Annotated in this window: 15 protein-coding genes; 12 read left to right on the top strand and 3 right to left on the bottom strand. The window is 68.9% G+C overall.

Annotation, left to right across the window (positions count from 1 at the left end):
- Window positions 1-5: 5 nt before the first annotated feature.
- The gene (locus tag AC3QLZ_RS09190) at window positions 6-1352 is read right to left on the bottom strand and encodes an O-antigen ligase family protein (RefSeq protein WP_083833906.1); all 1347 of its coding nucleotides are present in this window, start codon (window positions 1350-1352) and stop codon (window positions 6-8) included.
- Between the two features lie 38 nt (window positions 1353-1390).
- Complete coding sequence (locus tag AC3QLZ_RS09185) at window positions 1391-2374, bottom strand: glycosyltransferase family 9 protein (RefSeq protein ID WP_157870567.1); 984 nt, start codon at window positions 2372-2374, stop codon at window positions 1391-1393.
- Between the two features lie 122 nt (window positions 2375-2496).
- Between AC3QLZ_RS09185 and AC3QLZ_RS09180 the strand changes: the two genes are divergently transcribed.
- Together AC3QLZ_RS09180 and AC3QLZ_RS09175 are read left to right on the top strand one after the other, a co-directional pair.
- Window positions 2497-3633: a glycosyltransferase gene (locus AC3QLZ_RS09180; RefSeq protein WP_014235576.1), complete on the top strand. Its 1137-nt coding sequence runs from the start codon at window positions 2497-2499 to the stop codon at window positions 3631-3633.
- The gene (locus tag AC3QLZ_RS09175; RefSeq protein WP_014235575.1) at window positions 3630-4595 is read left to right on the top strand and encodes a glycosyltransferase family 9 protein; all 966 of its coding nucleotides are present in this window, start codon (window positions 3630-3632) and stop codon (window positions 4593-4595) included. The genes AC3QLZ_RS09180 and AC3QLZ_RS09175 overlap by 4 nt, the downstream gene beginning before the upstream one ends.
- Before the next feature lie 25 nt (window positions 4596-4620).
- On the opposite strand, the gene polA is transcribed toward AC3QLZ_RS09175, so the two are convergent.
- The gene (polA, locus tag AC3QLZ_RS09170) at window positions 4621-7353 is read right to left on the bottom strand and encodes a DNA polymerase I (protein WP_014235574.1); all 2733 of its coding nucleotides are present in this window, start codon (window positions 7351-7353) and stop codon (window positions 4621-4623) included.
- 26 nt (window positions 7354-7379) lie between these two features.
- Here polA and AC3QLZ_RS09165 point away from each other — a divergent pair, with 26 nt between their 5' ends.
- The 10 genes from AC3QLZ_RS09165 (at window position 7380) to AC3QLZ_RS09120 (ending at window position 14196) form a co-directional block, all read left to right on the top strand.
- Window positions 7380-8108, top strand: a complete 729-nt coding sequence (locus AC3QLZ_RS09165; protein ID WP_014235573.1) for an LOG family protein — start codon at window positions 7380-7382, stop codon at window positions 8106-8108.
- Between the two features lie 44 nt (window positions 8109-8152).
- A complete protein-coding gene (locus AC3QLZ_RS09160; RefSeq protein ID WP_014235572.1) occupies window positions 8153-8503 on the top strand; it encodes a DUF2782 domain-containing protein in 351 nt (116 codons plus the stop codon).
- A gap of 7 nt (window positions 8504-8510) precedes the next feature.
- Window positions 8511-9452: a homoserine kinase gene (locus AC3QLZ_RS09155; protein WP_014235571.1), complete on the top strand. Its 942-nt coding sequence runs from the start codon at window positions 8511-8513 to the stop codon at window positions 9450-9452.
- A 90-nt stretch (window positions 9453-9542) separates the two neighbouring features.
- A complete protein-coding gene (locus AC3QLZ_RS09150) occupies window positions 9543-10301 on the top strand; it encodes a BPSS1780 family membrane protein (RefSeq protein ID WP_014235570.1) in 759 nt (252 codons plus the stop codon).
- A 3-nt stretch (window positions 10302-10304) separates the two neighbouring features.
- Entirely contained in the window at window positions 10305-11135 is an 831-nt protein-coding gene (locus AC3QLZ_RS09145) for a BPSS1780 family membrane protein (protein WP_014235569.1), read from the top strand.
- Complete coding sequence (nadD, locus tag AC3QLZ_RS09140) at window positions 11119-11793, top strand: nicotinate-nucleotide adenylyltransferase (protein WP_014235568.1); 675 nt, start codon at window positions 11119-11121, stop codon at window positions 11791-11793. Before AC3QLZ_RS09145 ends, nadD begins: the two co-directional genes overlap by 17 nt.
- A gap of 7 nt (window positions 11794-11800) precedes the next feature.
- Window positions 11801-12172 (top strand): ribosome silencing factor, encoded by a 372-nt coding sequence (rsfS, locus tag AC3QLZ_RS09135; protein ID WP_014235567.1) that lies wholly within the window; start codon window positions 11801-11803, stop codon window positions 12170-12172.
- An 8-nt stretch (window positions 12173-12180) separates the two neighbouring features.
- Complete coding sequence (gene rlmH / locus AC3QLZ_RS09130; RefSeq protein ID WP_014235566.1) at window positions 12181-12663, top strand: 23S rRNA (pseudouridine(1915)-N(3))-methyltransferase RlmH; 483 nt, start codon at window positions 12181-12183, stop codon at window positions 12661-12663.
- A gap of 15 nt (window positions 12664-12678) precedes the next feature.
- Window positions 12679-13299, top strand: a complete 621-nt coding sequence (locus AC3QLZ_RS09125; RefSeq protein ID WP_014235565.1) for a Maf family protein — start codon at window positions 12679-12681, stop codon at window positions 13297-13299.
- A 72-nt stretch (window positions 13300-13371) separates the two neighbouring features.
- Window positions 13372-14196 (top strand): undecaprenyl-diphosphate phosphatase, encoded by an 825-nt coding sequence (locus tag AC3QLZ_RS09120; protein WP_014235564.1) that lies wholly within the window; start codon window positions 13372-13374, stop codon window positions 14194-14196.
- The last annotated feature ends 34 nt before the right edge of the window (window positions 14197-14230 follow it).

Below are 14230 nucleotides of genomic sequence, written 5' to 3'. Positions count from 1 at the left end.
GCGGGTCAGCGCCGGGCAGTGGCCCGGCTGCGCTGCAGCAGGCTGGCCCCCAGCAACAGGCCGGTGAGCAGCAGGGTCAGCTTGAGGCGCCAGCCGCTCAGATGGCCCTCCGGGAAGCAACGCAGGTAGTAGCTGGCGATCACCAGCATGGCCAGCAGGGCCGCCGCGTCGCCCGTCTGCCGGTAGCGCCGGTAGAGACCGCGGCAACCCAGGGCAACCAGCAGGGTGAGGCCGGCCAGGCCGAGCAGGCCCGTGCCCAGGGTGAAGTCCAGGATGCTCGAATGGCTGCTGATGATGGCAGTCCGCTCGCCCTGGTCGAGGAGGATGACGCGGCCGAAAGCATCGATGCTGTAGCCGATACCCATGGGATGGTTGGCGATGCCCTGCAGGGCCAGGGTGCCGAAGGCGGCCCGCAGGTAGGCCGAGTGGTCTGCCTCCTGGCCCGAGGGCAGGGTGGGCAGGGGGTAGCGCCGGTCGTCGAGCCAGGTACGGTTTTCCTGCACCTTGAGGCCGGCGGCGAAGGAATCCCCCAGCTTCTGCCAGCGTTTGTCCAGGGTCAGGGAGGTGGCGGCCAGCAGGGCGAGGGCAATGCCGACGCCGAGGACGGCCTTGCGCCGGGTGCCGCTGCCCCGCTGCGGATGGGCCAGGACCAGGGCGGCCACCAGCAGCAGGCCGCCGGCGCCGATGTGGATCAGGGTGGTGCGGCCATTGACGCCGACCACACCGAGCAGGGCCAGCACCAGGGCGCCGTGCAGGACACGGTTGGACCAGGGCAGCAGCCCGGGCAGGTCCCATTTGCGCAGCACGGTTTCGGCCAGCAGCAGCAGGGTCAGGGGCGCCACCAGCTGGCTGTGGAAGTCCCGTTCGGCAAACGGCATCAGGCCCAGCCGCGGCGGCTGGCCGGAAAAGACCGGCAGCAGCTGGTAGCCCAGCATCCACAGGACATGGGCCAGCAGGGCCAGCAGGGCCATGCTGATGCCCTGGGCCGCGGCCTGGCGGGGAGCACCGGCCAGCAGCGCGACGCCCATGCCAAGGCCCAGCACCAGGGCGGCTCCCAGCCATTCGCCCAGGATGGCGCCGGCGGAGAAGGCCCGATTTTCGGCAAAGAACAGGGTCTGCAGCAGCAGCAGGGCGATGAAGGCGGTCAGGCCGCCAAGGGCGAAGCGGGGCAGGGCATCCTGCCGCAGCCGGGGCAGCAGCTGCCGCCATTGCCACAGGCACAGGCCGAGACCCAGCAGCAGGACCAGATTGCGCAGGGCGATGGCCTTGTCCATGGGCAGCAGGAACACCGCCAGGAAAATCCAGAGGGAGGCGAAGAGGGGCAGGGTGGGCTGGCGCGGCATCGTCGGCATGGGCGAAGGTTCGTGGCTGGCTGGCGGGAGGGTGGGGCTCAGGGGCGCAGATGTCGTTCCAGGGCGGCCAGCACGGCCTCGTCCTCCAGCTCGGCCACCGAGTGGGGGGCTTCGAGGACGATGGCCCGGTCGCCCAGTGGGCCCCAGCGGTCCGGGTCGGCGGAATTCTGGCGGTCGGCGAAAAGGCCGACCACACCGCCGGGCGCGGCGGAGGCAATGTGCATCAGGCCGCTGTCGGGAAACAGGCTGGCCCGGGACAGGCCGATGAGGCCGATCACCGTCTGCAGGCTGCCGCTGTAGGGGCGGATGTGGGGCTGGGGCGCGGCCAGCAGGGGGGCCACCAGCTCGTCGTCGCCGGGATAGAGGGGGTTGTCCCGCTGGCCCGGCGTCCACACCACCACCGTCGGCGTGCCCCAGCGTTGCAGGGCAGCGTCGGCCCAGCGGCGGACCTGCTCGGCGCTGGGCTGCTTCTGCCGGCGGCGGGCACCCAGGCCGATGATGATGAAGTTGTCCGGTGCGCCCTGCTGCCAGGTGGCGAGCCATTGGCGGGCCGCTTCCAGCTGGGCGGGGGAGAAATTGAGCCGGGGCGGCGGCAGGGGCATGTCGCCGTCCAGGCCCAGGGGGGCGAACAGTTGCAGCATGCGTTCGCTTTCGTGGCGCTTGTCCGAGCTGATGGCCTGCAGTGCGGGATGGTGGCGGAAGCGCTCGCTTTCCACATAGGCCAGCAGCTTGCCCGGCCGGTAGGAGAGGCCGCGGCGGATGGCCCGGGGCGATTCGCCACCGTTGGCGATGACCACGTAGTCGTAGCGTTCGCGCTTGAGGCGCCGGGTCAGGGCCAGGTGGCTGAAGATGGCGCCGAGGCGCAGCCGGCCGTCGTGGCGGACCCGGGGATAGACGATTACTTCGTCCACGTCCGGATTGCCGTCGAGCACCCAGGCGTTGTAGTCGTTGGCCAGGACATGCAGGGTGGCCTGGGGGTGCTTTTGCCGCAACAGTTTGAGGATCGGGGTGGTGAGCAGCATATCCCCGATCTTGTCGCGTTTTATAATCAGAACCTTCATGGTGTCTTTTGCCATATAGCCAACTGTCTTGTCTTCTGCGGCTGCCGGGAAGATGCGGGCCCGCTTAAGGGCAGGAAGTGTCGATGCAACTCATTCAAATCAACCTGCAACAGCACATGGGCGGCGGCGAGCTGTACACCGCCGCCACGGCCCACGCTGCGGCGGAACTGGGCCTTGCGGCCAAACTCGTCTGCCATGCCGACGCGCCTTTCTGGGGTTCCCTGCTCAATCCCAGTATCGAACGGGTGGCGGTGCGCGACGCCGGGGAAATTCCCGCCCTGCTGGGCGACCAGGCGGCCTGGGTGCTGAACCAGGCGCCCTTTCCGGACGAGGTGGCGCGGCAACTGGCACCGCGGCATCTGCTCACCTCCATGGCCCACATGCCCATGTACCAGCGCAGTGCCCGGCCGTTCCTGCCCTACCGCATGGTCTTCCCGGTTTCCGGGTACGTCCGTGCGGGGCTGCAGGCCGCCAATATTCCGGTGTGGCGCGAGGCCCTGTATGGTATCCCAGACCTGCGGCCCCGGTCAGCAGCTTTGCGGCCGGTGGAGCGGGAGTCGGAGTACGACTGGGACCGGCGCAAGTTCCGCGATCGCCTGTTCGGCTTCTTCGAGCCCCTGCAGCTGGCCCTGCGGCCCCGCCAGCCCTATGTGCGCCGTCCCGGGCTGGTGCTGGGGGTGGTCTCCCGGCTGACGCCGATCAAGCAGTTTCCCCAGTTGTTTGCCGCCCTGGCGCCGGTACTGGCCCGGCATCCGGAAGTGCAGCTGGATATTTTCGGCAGCGGCGGCTACGCCTCGGTGCGGGACCTGCGCCGGGCCCTGGCGCCGGTGGCGGCCCAGGTGCGTTTCTGGGGCCAGCAGAGCGACGTGCGCAGCCTCTACGAGAGCATCGACTACCTGGTGGCGGGGCTGCCGGAAAAGGAAGCCCTGGGGCTCAATGTCCTGGAGGCCCAGGCCGCCGGCACCAAGGTCCTGGCCATGGCGGCGCCGCCCTTCAACGAGACCATCGTCGACGGGGTGACCGGCTACCTCTACGCCGACCCCCGGCTGGACCAGGGGCGGGATTTCGAACGGGTCCTGCTGGGCCTGCGGGGCGACGGGCAGGACCGGGTGGATGAGGCCCGGGCACGGGCCCACCTGGACAATTTTTCCTTCGCGGCCTTCACCCGCCGCCTGGGTGGCGTGGCCGAATGGGCCCGCAACGAACTGGAAACGGCATGAAGATACTGGTGATCCGCCGCGACAACATCGGCGACCTGTTGTGCACCACCCCCCTGCTGGCGAGCCTGCGCCAGACCTATCCCCAGGCCTGGATCGGCGTCCTCGCCAATTCCTACAACGCCCCGGCCCTGGCCGGCAATCCGGATGTGGATGCGGTCTTCGCCTATTGCAAGGGCAAGCATCGGGCCGCCGGCGAGTCCCTCCTCGGCGTCTGGTGGCGCACCCTGAAGATGCTGGTGGGCCTGCGCCGTCGGCGCCTGGACCTGATCCTGGTCGCCTCTGCCGGCGGCAGCGGCTTTGCCCGCTGGATCGGGGCCCGGCGCATCATCGCCCAGGAGGAGCGGGGCGGTGGCCACGAGGTGGAGCGAACCCAGCGCCTGCTGCAGTCCCTGGGGCCGGTGCCGGCGCCAGGTCCCATGCGCCTGGTGGCCGATGCCGCCGTGCGGGCACGTCTGCAGGCGGCGCTGCCGGCGGTGCCGGGAGAGGGGCTGCGTCTGGCCCTGCACGTGTCGGCGCGCAAGCCTTCCCAGCGCTGGCCGGAGGACCGCTTCGTCGAACTGGTGCGGCGCCTGCTGGAGCGGGGCGTGGTGCGCCAGGTGTTGCTGTTCTGGGCGCCGGGGGCGGAGGATGATCCCCTGCATCCTGGGGACGATGCCAAGGCCGGCCGCATCATGGCAGCCCTGGCCGGTCTGCCGGTGGCACCGGTGCCGACCCGGCACCTGGAAGAGCTGATCGCCGGCCTCTCCCTGGCCGACGTCATGCTCTGCGCCGACGGCGGCGCCATGCATGTGGCGGCGGCCCAGGGCAAGCCGGTGCTGGCCTTGTTCGGCAAATCGTCGGTGGAGCAGTGGCAGCCCTGGGCGGTGCCCCGCCAGGTGCTGCAGAGCGACAGTCAGGACGTGGCGGACCTGGACGTGGAGACGGTGGAGGCCGCCTTCCTGCGGGTGACCGGGGCTTCCTGAGGGACGGCGCGGGGCCTGCCTGCGCCTAGTGGGCCTCGTCCCAGTTATTGCCGACGCCCACATCCACCACCAGGGGCACGGCCAGTTTGGCCACCTGGCCCATGATGGCCGGCAGCTCGGCCCGGACCCGGGCCAGTTCCCCTTCCGGCACTTCCAGCACCAGTTCGTCGTGCACCTGCAGCACCAGGCTGCTCTGCAGGCCGCTGTCGGCGAGCCAGCGGGCGGTGGCGGTCATGGCCAGTTTGACGATGTCCGCTGCCGTGCCCTGCATGGGCGCATTGATGGCGGCCCGCTCGGCGCCCTGGCGGCGGCCGGCCTGGCTGGCGCGGATGTCCGGCAGCCACAGGCGGCGGCCGAAGACGGTTTCCACATAGCCCTGGCGCTTGGCCAGTTCCCGGGTTTCTTCCATGTAGCGGGCGACGCCGGGGTAGCGGGCGAAATAGCGTTCGATGTAGGTCTGGGCGGCGCTGCGCTCTATTTCCAGGGAGCGGGCCAGGCCGAAGGCGCTCATGCCGTAGATGAGGCCGAAGTTGATGGTCTTGGCGTAACGCCGCTGCTCCGCGGTGACTTCCAGGGGCATGATGCCGAAGATTTCCGCCGCCGTGGCCCGGTGCACGTCCTCGCCCTTGGCGAAGGCGTCGAGCAGGCCATGGTCGCCCGAAAGGTGGGCCATGATGCGCAGCTCGATCTGGGAATAGTCGGCGGAAACGATCTTGCAGCCCGGCGGGGCGATGAAGGCGGCGCGGATGCGGCGGCCTTCGGCGGTGCGCACGGGGATGTTCTGCAGATTGGGGTCGCTTGAGGCCAGGCGGCCGGTGACGGCCACGGCCTGGGAGAAGCTGGTGTGCACCCGGCCGGTATGGGGATTGACCATGCGCGGCAGCTTGTCGGTGTAGGTGCTCTTCAGCTTGGCCAGGCCCCGGTATTCGAGCAGGGCCTTGGGCAGGGGGTAGTCCAGGGCCAGTTCGGAGAGCACCTCCTCGTCGGTGGAGGGGGCGCCGCCCGGGGTCTTCTTCACCACCGGCAGGCCCAGCTGGGTGAACAGGATCTCCGCCAGCTGCTTGGGTGAATTGAGGTTGAAGGGCTGGCCGGCGATCTCCACGGCCTTGGCTTCCAGCTCCACCAGCTTGCGCCCCAGCTCGTTGCTCTGGGCCTGCAGCAGGCCGCTGTCGATGAGCACGCCGTGGCGCTCCATGGCGAACAGCACTTCCCGGGCTGGCATTTCGATGTCGCTGTAGATGCAGTTGAGCTTGGCGTCGGCGGCGATGGCGGGGAACAGGTTTTGATGGACCCGCAGGGTCAGGTCCGAATCCTCCGCCGAATATTCGGCGGCCTGGTCGATGGCCACCTGGTCGAAGCCGATCTGGTTGGCGCCCTTGCCGCACAGGGCGGTGTAGGGAATGGTCTCCAGTCCCAGGTGGCGGCGGGCCAGCTGTTCCAGGTCGTGGCCCTTGTCGCTTTCCAGCACGTAGGACTGCAGCAGGGTGTCGTGCACGATGCCCTTGAGGGCGATGTCGTGGTTGGCGAAGACGTGCTGGTCGTATTTCAGGTTCTGCCCGAGCTTGGCGTGGTTGCTGGCTTCCAGCCAGGGCTTGAGGCGCGCCAGGACTTGCTCCCGGGGCAGCTGGTCGGGGGCACCCGGGTAGTTGTGGGCCACCGGGATGTAGGCGGCCTCCCCCGGCGTCAGGGCGAAGGAAATGCCGACGATGCGGGCCGAGAGCGGGTCCAGGCTGGTGGTTTCCGTATCCAGGGCCACCAGGGGGGCGGCCTGGATCTTGGCCAGCCAGCGCTCGAAGGCCTCCCAGGTGAGGATGGTTTCGTAATGCTGGCGGTGGGCGCCAGCCGGGGCAGCGGGGGCGGTCGTGGCGTCACCGGCGGCTTCGGCATCGCCGGCGGCCGCGCCTTCGCCCTGCAGTTCCCGCAGCCAGGTCTTGAATTCGTAGCGGCTGAAGATTTCTTCCAGGGCGGCTTTGTCCAGGGGGCGGGGCGCCAGGCTGGCCGGCGTTTCCGGCAGCGGCAGGTCGCACACCACGGTCACCAGCTTTTTGCCCAGGGGCAGGAAGTCCAGGGCCTGGCGCAGGTTGTTGCCCACCACGCCGCCGATGGCCTCGGCGTTGGCCATGATGTTGTCCAGGGTGCCGTACTGTTCCAGCCACTTGAGAGCGGTCTTGGGCCCCACCTTGGCGACGCCGGGCACGTTGTCCACCGTGTCGCCGATGAGGGCCAGGTAGTCCACGATGCGGCCCGGCTCGACGCCGAACTTGGCGGTGACGCCGGCCTCGTCCAGCACCTCGTTGCTCATGGTGTTGACCCAGCGCACCCGGGGGCTGACCAGCTGGGTCAGGTCCTTGTCGCCGGTGGAGATGACCACGTCCATGCCGGCGGCTTCGGCCTGGCGGGCCAGGGTGCCGATGACGTCGTCCGCCTCCACGCCGTCCTCCATCAGCAGCGGCCAGCCGGAAGCCTTGATGGCGGCGTGCAGGGGTTCGATCTGGGCCACCAGGTCGGTGGGCATGGGCGGGCGCTGGGCCTTGTATTCCGGGTACCAGTCGTCGCGGAAGGTCTTGCCCTTGGCGTCGAAGACCACGGCCTTGTAGGTGACGCCTTCTGCCTTGTAGTCGCTTTCCAGCCGGCGTAGCATGTTCAACACGCCGTAAATGGCGCCAGTAGGCTCTCCTGCCTTGTTGCGCAGATCCGGCAGGGCGTGGAAGGCGCGGTAAAGGTAGGACGATCCGTCCACCAGCAGCAGCATCGGCATAAGAACAAAATCCAGAAGACAAAAAAATGAGCGAAAGAACCAAACTCCCGCCCCTGGCGGACCCCGACACCATCACCAGCGCCATGTCGGCCCGGGAATCCTGGCGGATTTTCGGCATTATGGCAGAGTTCGTGGAGGCCACCGAACGGCTGGCGGCCATCCGCCCGGCCGTCTCCATCTTCGGCAGCGCCCGCATCAAGCCCGAGTCGCCCTATTACCAGCTGACCGAGGAGATCGCCCGCAAGCTCTCCGATGCCGGTTTCTCGGTCATCTCCGGCGGCGGCCCCGGCATCATGGAAGCGGCCAACAAGGGCGCCTACCACGGCAAGAGCCCCTCCATTGGTCTCAACATCCAGCTGCCCCACGAGCAGATGGCCAATCCCTACCAGGACATCTCCCAGTCCTTCCGCCACTTCTTTGCGCGCAAGTTCATGTTCGTCAAGTTCGCCAGCGCCTACGTGGTCATGCCCGGGGGCTTTGGCACCCTGGACGAGGTGCTGGAGGCCCTGACCCTGATCCAGACCGGCAAGAGCCGCAAGATTCCCCTGATCCTGGTGCACGAGCCCTTCTGGCGCGGCCTTCTGGAATGGTTCAAGGACCGCCTGGTGGGCGAGGGCATGGTATCGCCGGACGACCTGGACCTGATCCAGGTGATCGACGAGCCGGACCAGATCGTCGAGGCCATTTTCAAGCACTACGAGACCCGCGGCTTTGCCCCCCTGCCCGACGAGCGGGAGATGCTGCTCAATTTGTAATAAAATCGGGCATCCGAATCGGGCTATCTTGCAAAGGCCATCCCATGCGTCGTCTTTCCCTCCTTGCCGCTTCCCTCTCCCTGCTGGTCTGCACCGGCGCGGCTTTTGCCCAGGCCGGCCGTACCGACCTGCAGCCCCTGCCGGCGGTGCCGCCGCCGCCGCCCGAGATGGTGCCCTTCGATGCCGCCATGGAACCCCAGGTGACCATCAAGAAGCGGGAGAACGAGACCGTGGAGGAATACCGGGTCAACGGCAAGCTCTACATGCTCAAGGTCACCCCCAGCCACGGCGTTCCCTACTACCTGGTGGACGACCAGGGCGACGGCACCTTCTCCCGCAAGGACCCGGTGGACAGCGGCGTGCGCGTCCCCATGTGGGTGATCGGCACCTTCTGATCCGGCCGTGTCGGTCTTCACTCCCGTCACCCGGGAGCAGCTGAAGGACTGGCTTTCCGGCTGCGACGTCGGCGCCCTGGCGGATTTCGCCGGGATCGCCGCCGGCGTCCAGAACACCAACTATTTCGTCACCACCGGCCGCGGCACCTGGGTCCTCACCCTGTTCGAGACCCTGGGGGCGGCGGAGCTTGATTTCTACCTGGGCCTGATGGCCCACCTGGCCCGCCAGGGCCTGCCCTGTCCGGCACCGGTGGCCGATGGCGCCGGGGCTATCCTGCGCCCCCTGGCCGGCAAGCCGGCGGTGCTGGTGTCCCGCCTGACGGGGCAGGAAGTGGAGGCGCCGGGCCCGGCCCACTGCGCTGCCGTGGGCGATGCCCTGGCCCGGCTGCATCTGGCCGCCGCCACCTACGATGGCGTGCAGGACAACCCCCGGGGCGAGGCGTGGCGCCGTCAGGCCGCCGCCCAGGTGCTGCCCCTGCTCTCCGGCGACGATGGGGCCCTGCTGCAGGATGAACTGGCCTACCAGGCCGGGCCGGCCGAGGCCTTGCCCGAAGGCCTCGTTCATGCTGACCTGTTCCGCGACAATGTGCTGTTCCAGGGGGAACGCCTGTCCGGCCTGCTGGATTTCTATTTCGCCGCCCGGGACCAGCTGCTGTTCGACCTGGCGGTGGCCGCCAACGACTGGTGCCTGGATGGGGCCGGCAACCTGGAACCCGGCCGCACCCGGGCCCTGTTGCAGGCCTACCACCGGCGGCGCCCCCTGCAGGCGGCGGAGGCCCGGGCCTGGCCCCGGCTCCTGCGCCGGGCGGCGCTGCGTTTCTGGCTGTCGCGCCTGCAGGACTTCCATGCGCCCCGGGCCGGCCGCCAGGTGCTGGTGAAGGATCCCCGGCATTTCCGGGACCTCCTGCTGGCCCGTCGCCGCCATCCGGCGGCCCCCTGGCTCGACTGATTTCCGGCCGCCGCCGCGGCGGTGCCAATTGCCAACCCCCCGCCGTGTCGTTAGCATGGCGCCATTCCTGATTTTTCAACGGTTTTTACCATGTCTGCCGACGCCAGCTCCCCGGATTCCACGCCCACCTTTCCCATGGCGCCGCCGCCCTTCGACGGCAGCTGCCGGGTGGTGCCGGCCGGTGCCGCCATCGAATGGCTGCGTTTCGGCTGGGACCTGTTTACCCGCGCCCCCGGCGCCTGGGTGGTGCTGGCCCTGGTCTTCCTGGTGCTGACCCTGGCGGTGGCCATGGTGCCCCTGGCCGGCGCCCTGGCCTCCCACCTGCTGCTGCCCCTGCTGGCCGCCGGCGTGCTGCAGGCGGTGCGGCGCCAGGAGGAGGGCGGCAAGGTGGAACTGAACGACCTCTTCGCCGGCTTCTCCCGGGAAACCACCGGGCTGGTGGTGGTGGGCCTGTGCTACATGCTGGGCTGGTTCGGCATCCTGGCGGTGGGCATGCTCATCGGCGGCGGTTCCCTCGTGGGCGGCGCCGCCACCGGCGGCTTTGGCGTGGCCATCGCCGGCGTCCTGCTGGCGGTGATGATCAGCCTGGCCCTGGCCGTCCCCCTGTTCATGGCCTTCTGGTTCGCCCCGGCCCTGGTCTACTTCAACCACATGCAGCCGGTGCCCGCCCTCAAGGCCAGCTTCAGCGCCTGCCTGAAGAACATCCTGCCCTTCACCGTCCTCGGCCTCATCATGGGTGTGCTCTTCTTCGTCGCCGCCCTGCCCATGGGCCTCGGTTTCCTTGTCCTGCTGCCGGTGTCCTTCGCCGTCCTCTATGCCTCCTACCGGGATATTTTCCCCACCGCTTGATCCATGCAGGCACTGAACCTTCCCGCCGCCCGCGGCTGGCGCTGGCTGGGCGCCGGCTACGCCCTGTTCCGGCGCAATCCGGCCATCCTCAGCCTGCTCCTGCTGACCTACTGGATGCTGCTGGCCCTGGTGGGCAGCCTGCCGTTCATCGGTAGCCTCATCACCTATCTGGCCATGCCGGCCCTGTCCCTGGTGCTGATGAACGCCTGCCGCGTGCTCGACCGGGGCCTGGCCGTCACGCCCCAGTCCCTGAGCACCGGCATCCGCCCCCAGGCCCCGGTGCTGGTGGGTCTGGGCGGGCTCTATCTGTGCGGCACCCTGCTGATCCTGGGCCTGGCCTCCCTGGTGGACGGGGGCGACCTGTTCCGCCTCATGTTCATCGGCGGCGACCACGGCGACCTGCCGGCGGACAATCCTGAATTCCTCCTCGCCACCCAGCTGGCCCTGCTGCTGGTGGTGCCCCTGGTCATGGCCTTCTGGTTCGCCCCCATGCTGGCCGCCTGGCACCGGCAGGGCGCCGGCAAGGCCCTCTTCTTCTCCTTCTTCGCCTGCCTGCGCAACTGGCGGCCGTTCCTCACCTACAGCCTCTCCATCCTGCTGTGGAGCGGCCTGGTGCCGGCCCTGGCCATGGGGCTGCTGGGCATGATCCTGGGCCCCGGCATGGCGGCGGCCATCGTCATGGTGCCCCTGATCCTGATCCTGGCGCCGAGCCTGGTGGCCAGCTTCTACGTCAGCTACCGGGAAGTCTTTGTCGAAGGCGCGCCGGCCTTCGCCACCACGGTGGGCGACGAGGAAGGGCCGGAAGAGGGCGGCGGCGATGGCGACCATGCCTGAGCAGCGCCCCATCGGCGTCTTCGGCGGCACCTTCGACCCCATTCACCACGGCCATCTGCGCCTGGCCCAGGAGGCGCTGGAGAATCTCGACCTGGCCCAGGTGCGCTGGATTCCCGCCGGCCGGCCGCCCCATCGGGCCGAGCCCCGGGCCACGCCCCAGCAGCGGCTGCAGATGGTGCGCCTGGCGGTGCAGGACAATCCGGCCTTCGCCGTGGACGGCGCCGAGGTGGCCAGCGCCGACCCCAGCTATACGGTGCTTACCCTGGAGCGCCTGCGCCGGGAGTGCGGCCCGGCCCAGCCCCTGGTGCTGCTCACCGGCGCCGACGCCTTCGCCGGCCTGCCCACCTGGCACCGCTGGCAGGACATCCTGGCCCTGGCCCACGTGGCGGTGGTGTACCGGCCCGGCTTTTCCATCGATCCGGCGGCCCTGCCGGTGGAGCTGGCCCGGGAATTCCAGGCCCGCCGCTGCAGCCCCCGGGAGCTGCAGGCCGCCCCCGCCGGCGGCATCGCCACCTTCCCCATGACGCCCCTGGCCATCGCCGCCACCCAGATCCGCCAGCTGCTGGCCGCCGGCCGCAGCCCCCGTTATTTGCTGCCTGAAGCGGTGATCGCTTATATTCAGGCGCAGCAACTATATCTTTCAACCCCCAGCAATTAGGCACCTGATGGAACTGCAAAAACTGCAAGCAATCGTCGTGGACGCCCTTGAGGACATCAAGGGCAAGGATATCGAGGTGATCGACACCACCAAGCTCACCTCCCTGTTCGACCGGGTCGTGGTCGCCAGCGGCGACTCCAACCGTCAGGTCAAGTCCCTTGCCCGCAACGTCCAGGAAAAGGTGCGGGAAGCCGGCGGCGAGGTGCTCTCCATTGAAGGCGAGCAGACCGGCGAGTGGGTGCTGGTGGACCTGGGAGACATCGTGGTCCATGTCATGCAGCCGGCCGTGCGCAACTACTACAACCTGGAAGAGCTGTGGGGCGCCAAGGCCCCGGTGCGGCGCCAGGCCGGCAGCCAGGGCGGCTCCTCCGCCGCCTGAAGGCAGCCATGAAACTGTGCATCATCGCCGTGGGCCACCGCATGCCGGATTGGGTGGCCGAGGGCTGCGCCGAGTACATCAAGCGCATGCCCCGGGAAATGGCGGTGAGCGTGGTCGAGATCAAGCCCGAGCCCCGGGGCTCGAAAACCCGGGAGCAGCTGCTGAGTGCGGAGAAGGCCCGCATCCGGGCGGCCCTGCCCGGGGGCTGTCGCATCGTCGCCCTGGACGAGCGGGGCGAGGATCTGAGCACCGTCAAACTGGCGGCCCGCCTTGAAGGCTGGATGGGCGAGGGGCGCGACATCGCCCTGCTCATCGGCGGCGCCGACGGCCTCGACCCGGAACTGAAGGCCGAGGCCCAGCAAAATGGCGGCGCCATGCTGCGCCTGTCCAGCCTCACCCTGCCCCACGCCATGGCCCGGCTGATCCTGTGCGAACAGCTCTACCGTGCCGTCAGCGTCATTCGTAACCATCCTTACCACCGGGAAGGCTGACCTTCCCCCACTGCCATGACCATCCCCCTCGGCCCCCGCATCTACCTTGCCTCCCGCAGCCCCCGGCGGCGGGAACTGCTGTCCCTCATGGGCGTGCAGTTCGAAACCCTGCTCTTTCGCAACCCGCCCCGGGCCGACGGCGCCGTGGACGAGACGCCCCTGGCGGGCGAGGACCCGGTGGCCTACGTCAAACGGGTGGCCCGGGCCAAGGCCGAGCACGGCCTCAAGCTGGTGGTGTGGCGGCGCCAGGCGACCCAGCCGATCCTGGCGGCGGACACCACCGTCGAATGCCGGGGCGAGATTCTCGGCAAGCCGACCGACGAGGCCGACGCCCGGCGCATGCTGGAGCTGCTCTCGGGCCAGCGGCACCGGGTGCTGACCGCCGTCTCCCTGGCCTGGAGCGGCCATATCGAGACCGTGCTGTCGGAGAGCATCGTCCAGTTCCGCGAGCTGGAAGAAGCCGAGATCAGCAAGTACATCGCCAGCGGCGAACCCATGGACAAGGCCGGCGCCTACGGCATCCAGGGCAAGGCCGGGATGTTCGTCGAACGCCTGGAAGGCAGCTACACCGGAGTCATGGGCCTGCCCCTGTGCGAGACCGGCGCCCTGCTGAAGATGGCCGGGTATCCCCTGTAAGGTTGCTTCCGGTCGGGGCCGGCGGAGGGGGCGGGTATAATTCCCCCCTCTTTCCTCCCGCCCCGGCTCCCCATGGATCCCCTGCTGCTGCTCAAGGCCCTCATTCTCGGCATCGTCGAGGGCCTCACCGAATTCCTTCCCATCTCCTCCACCGGCCACCTGATCCTGGCGGGGGACCTGCTCGACTTCAACGATGCCCGGGGCAAGCTGTTCGAGATCGTCATCCAGTCCGGAGCCATCCTGGCCGTCTGCTGGGAATACCGGGCCCGCATCGCCCGGGTGCTGCTGGGCCTGCCCCGGGAGCGGGAAGCCCAGCGCTTCGTCATCAACCTGATCATTGCCTTCATCCCCCTGGCCGTCCTCGGCCTGCTCTTCGGCAAGGCCATCAAGGCCCACCTCTTCAACGCCTACGTGGTGGCCACCACCTTCATCGTCGGCGGTCTCTTCATCCTCTGGGCCGAGCGGCGCAAGCACCGCATCCGGGTGGAGACGGTGGAGGAGCTGGACGTGATCGACGCCTTCAAGCTGGGCATCGCCCAGGCCTTCGCCCTCATTCCCGGTACCTCCCGCTCCGGCGCCACCATCATCGGCGGCCTGCTCTTCGGCCTGTCGCGCAAGGCCGCCACCGAGTTCTCCTTCTTCCTCGCCATCCCCACCCTGGGTATCGCCACCCTCTACCAGCTGTACAAGGAGCGGGAGCTGCTCTCCTTCGACGATGTCGGCATGTGGGTGGTGGGCTTCGTCGCCGCCTTCGTCTCCGCCTTCATCGCCGTGCGCGGCCTGCTGCGCTACATCAGCAGCCACGACTTCACCGCCTTCGCCTGGTACCGCATCGTCTTCGGCGGCATCGTCCTGTGGACTGCCTGGAGCGGCACTGTCAGCTGGTCTGCAGGCTAGGCCGGACAACCTTTTCGGGGCGGCGTTGCCGCCC

The organism is Azospira sp. MPR-LB4 (assembly GCF_058809525.1).
The sequence above is the reverse complement of the archived record's forward strand: the minus strand, read 5'-3'. Positions and strand labels throughout refer to the sequence as shown.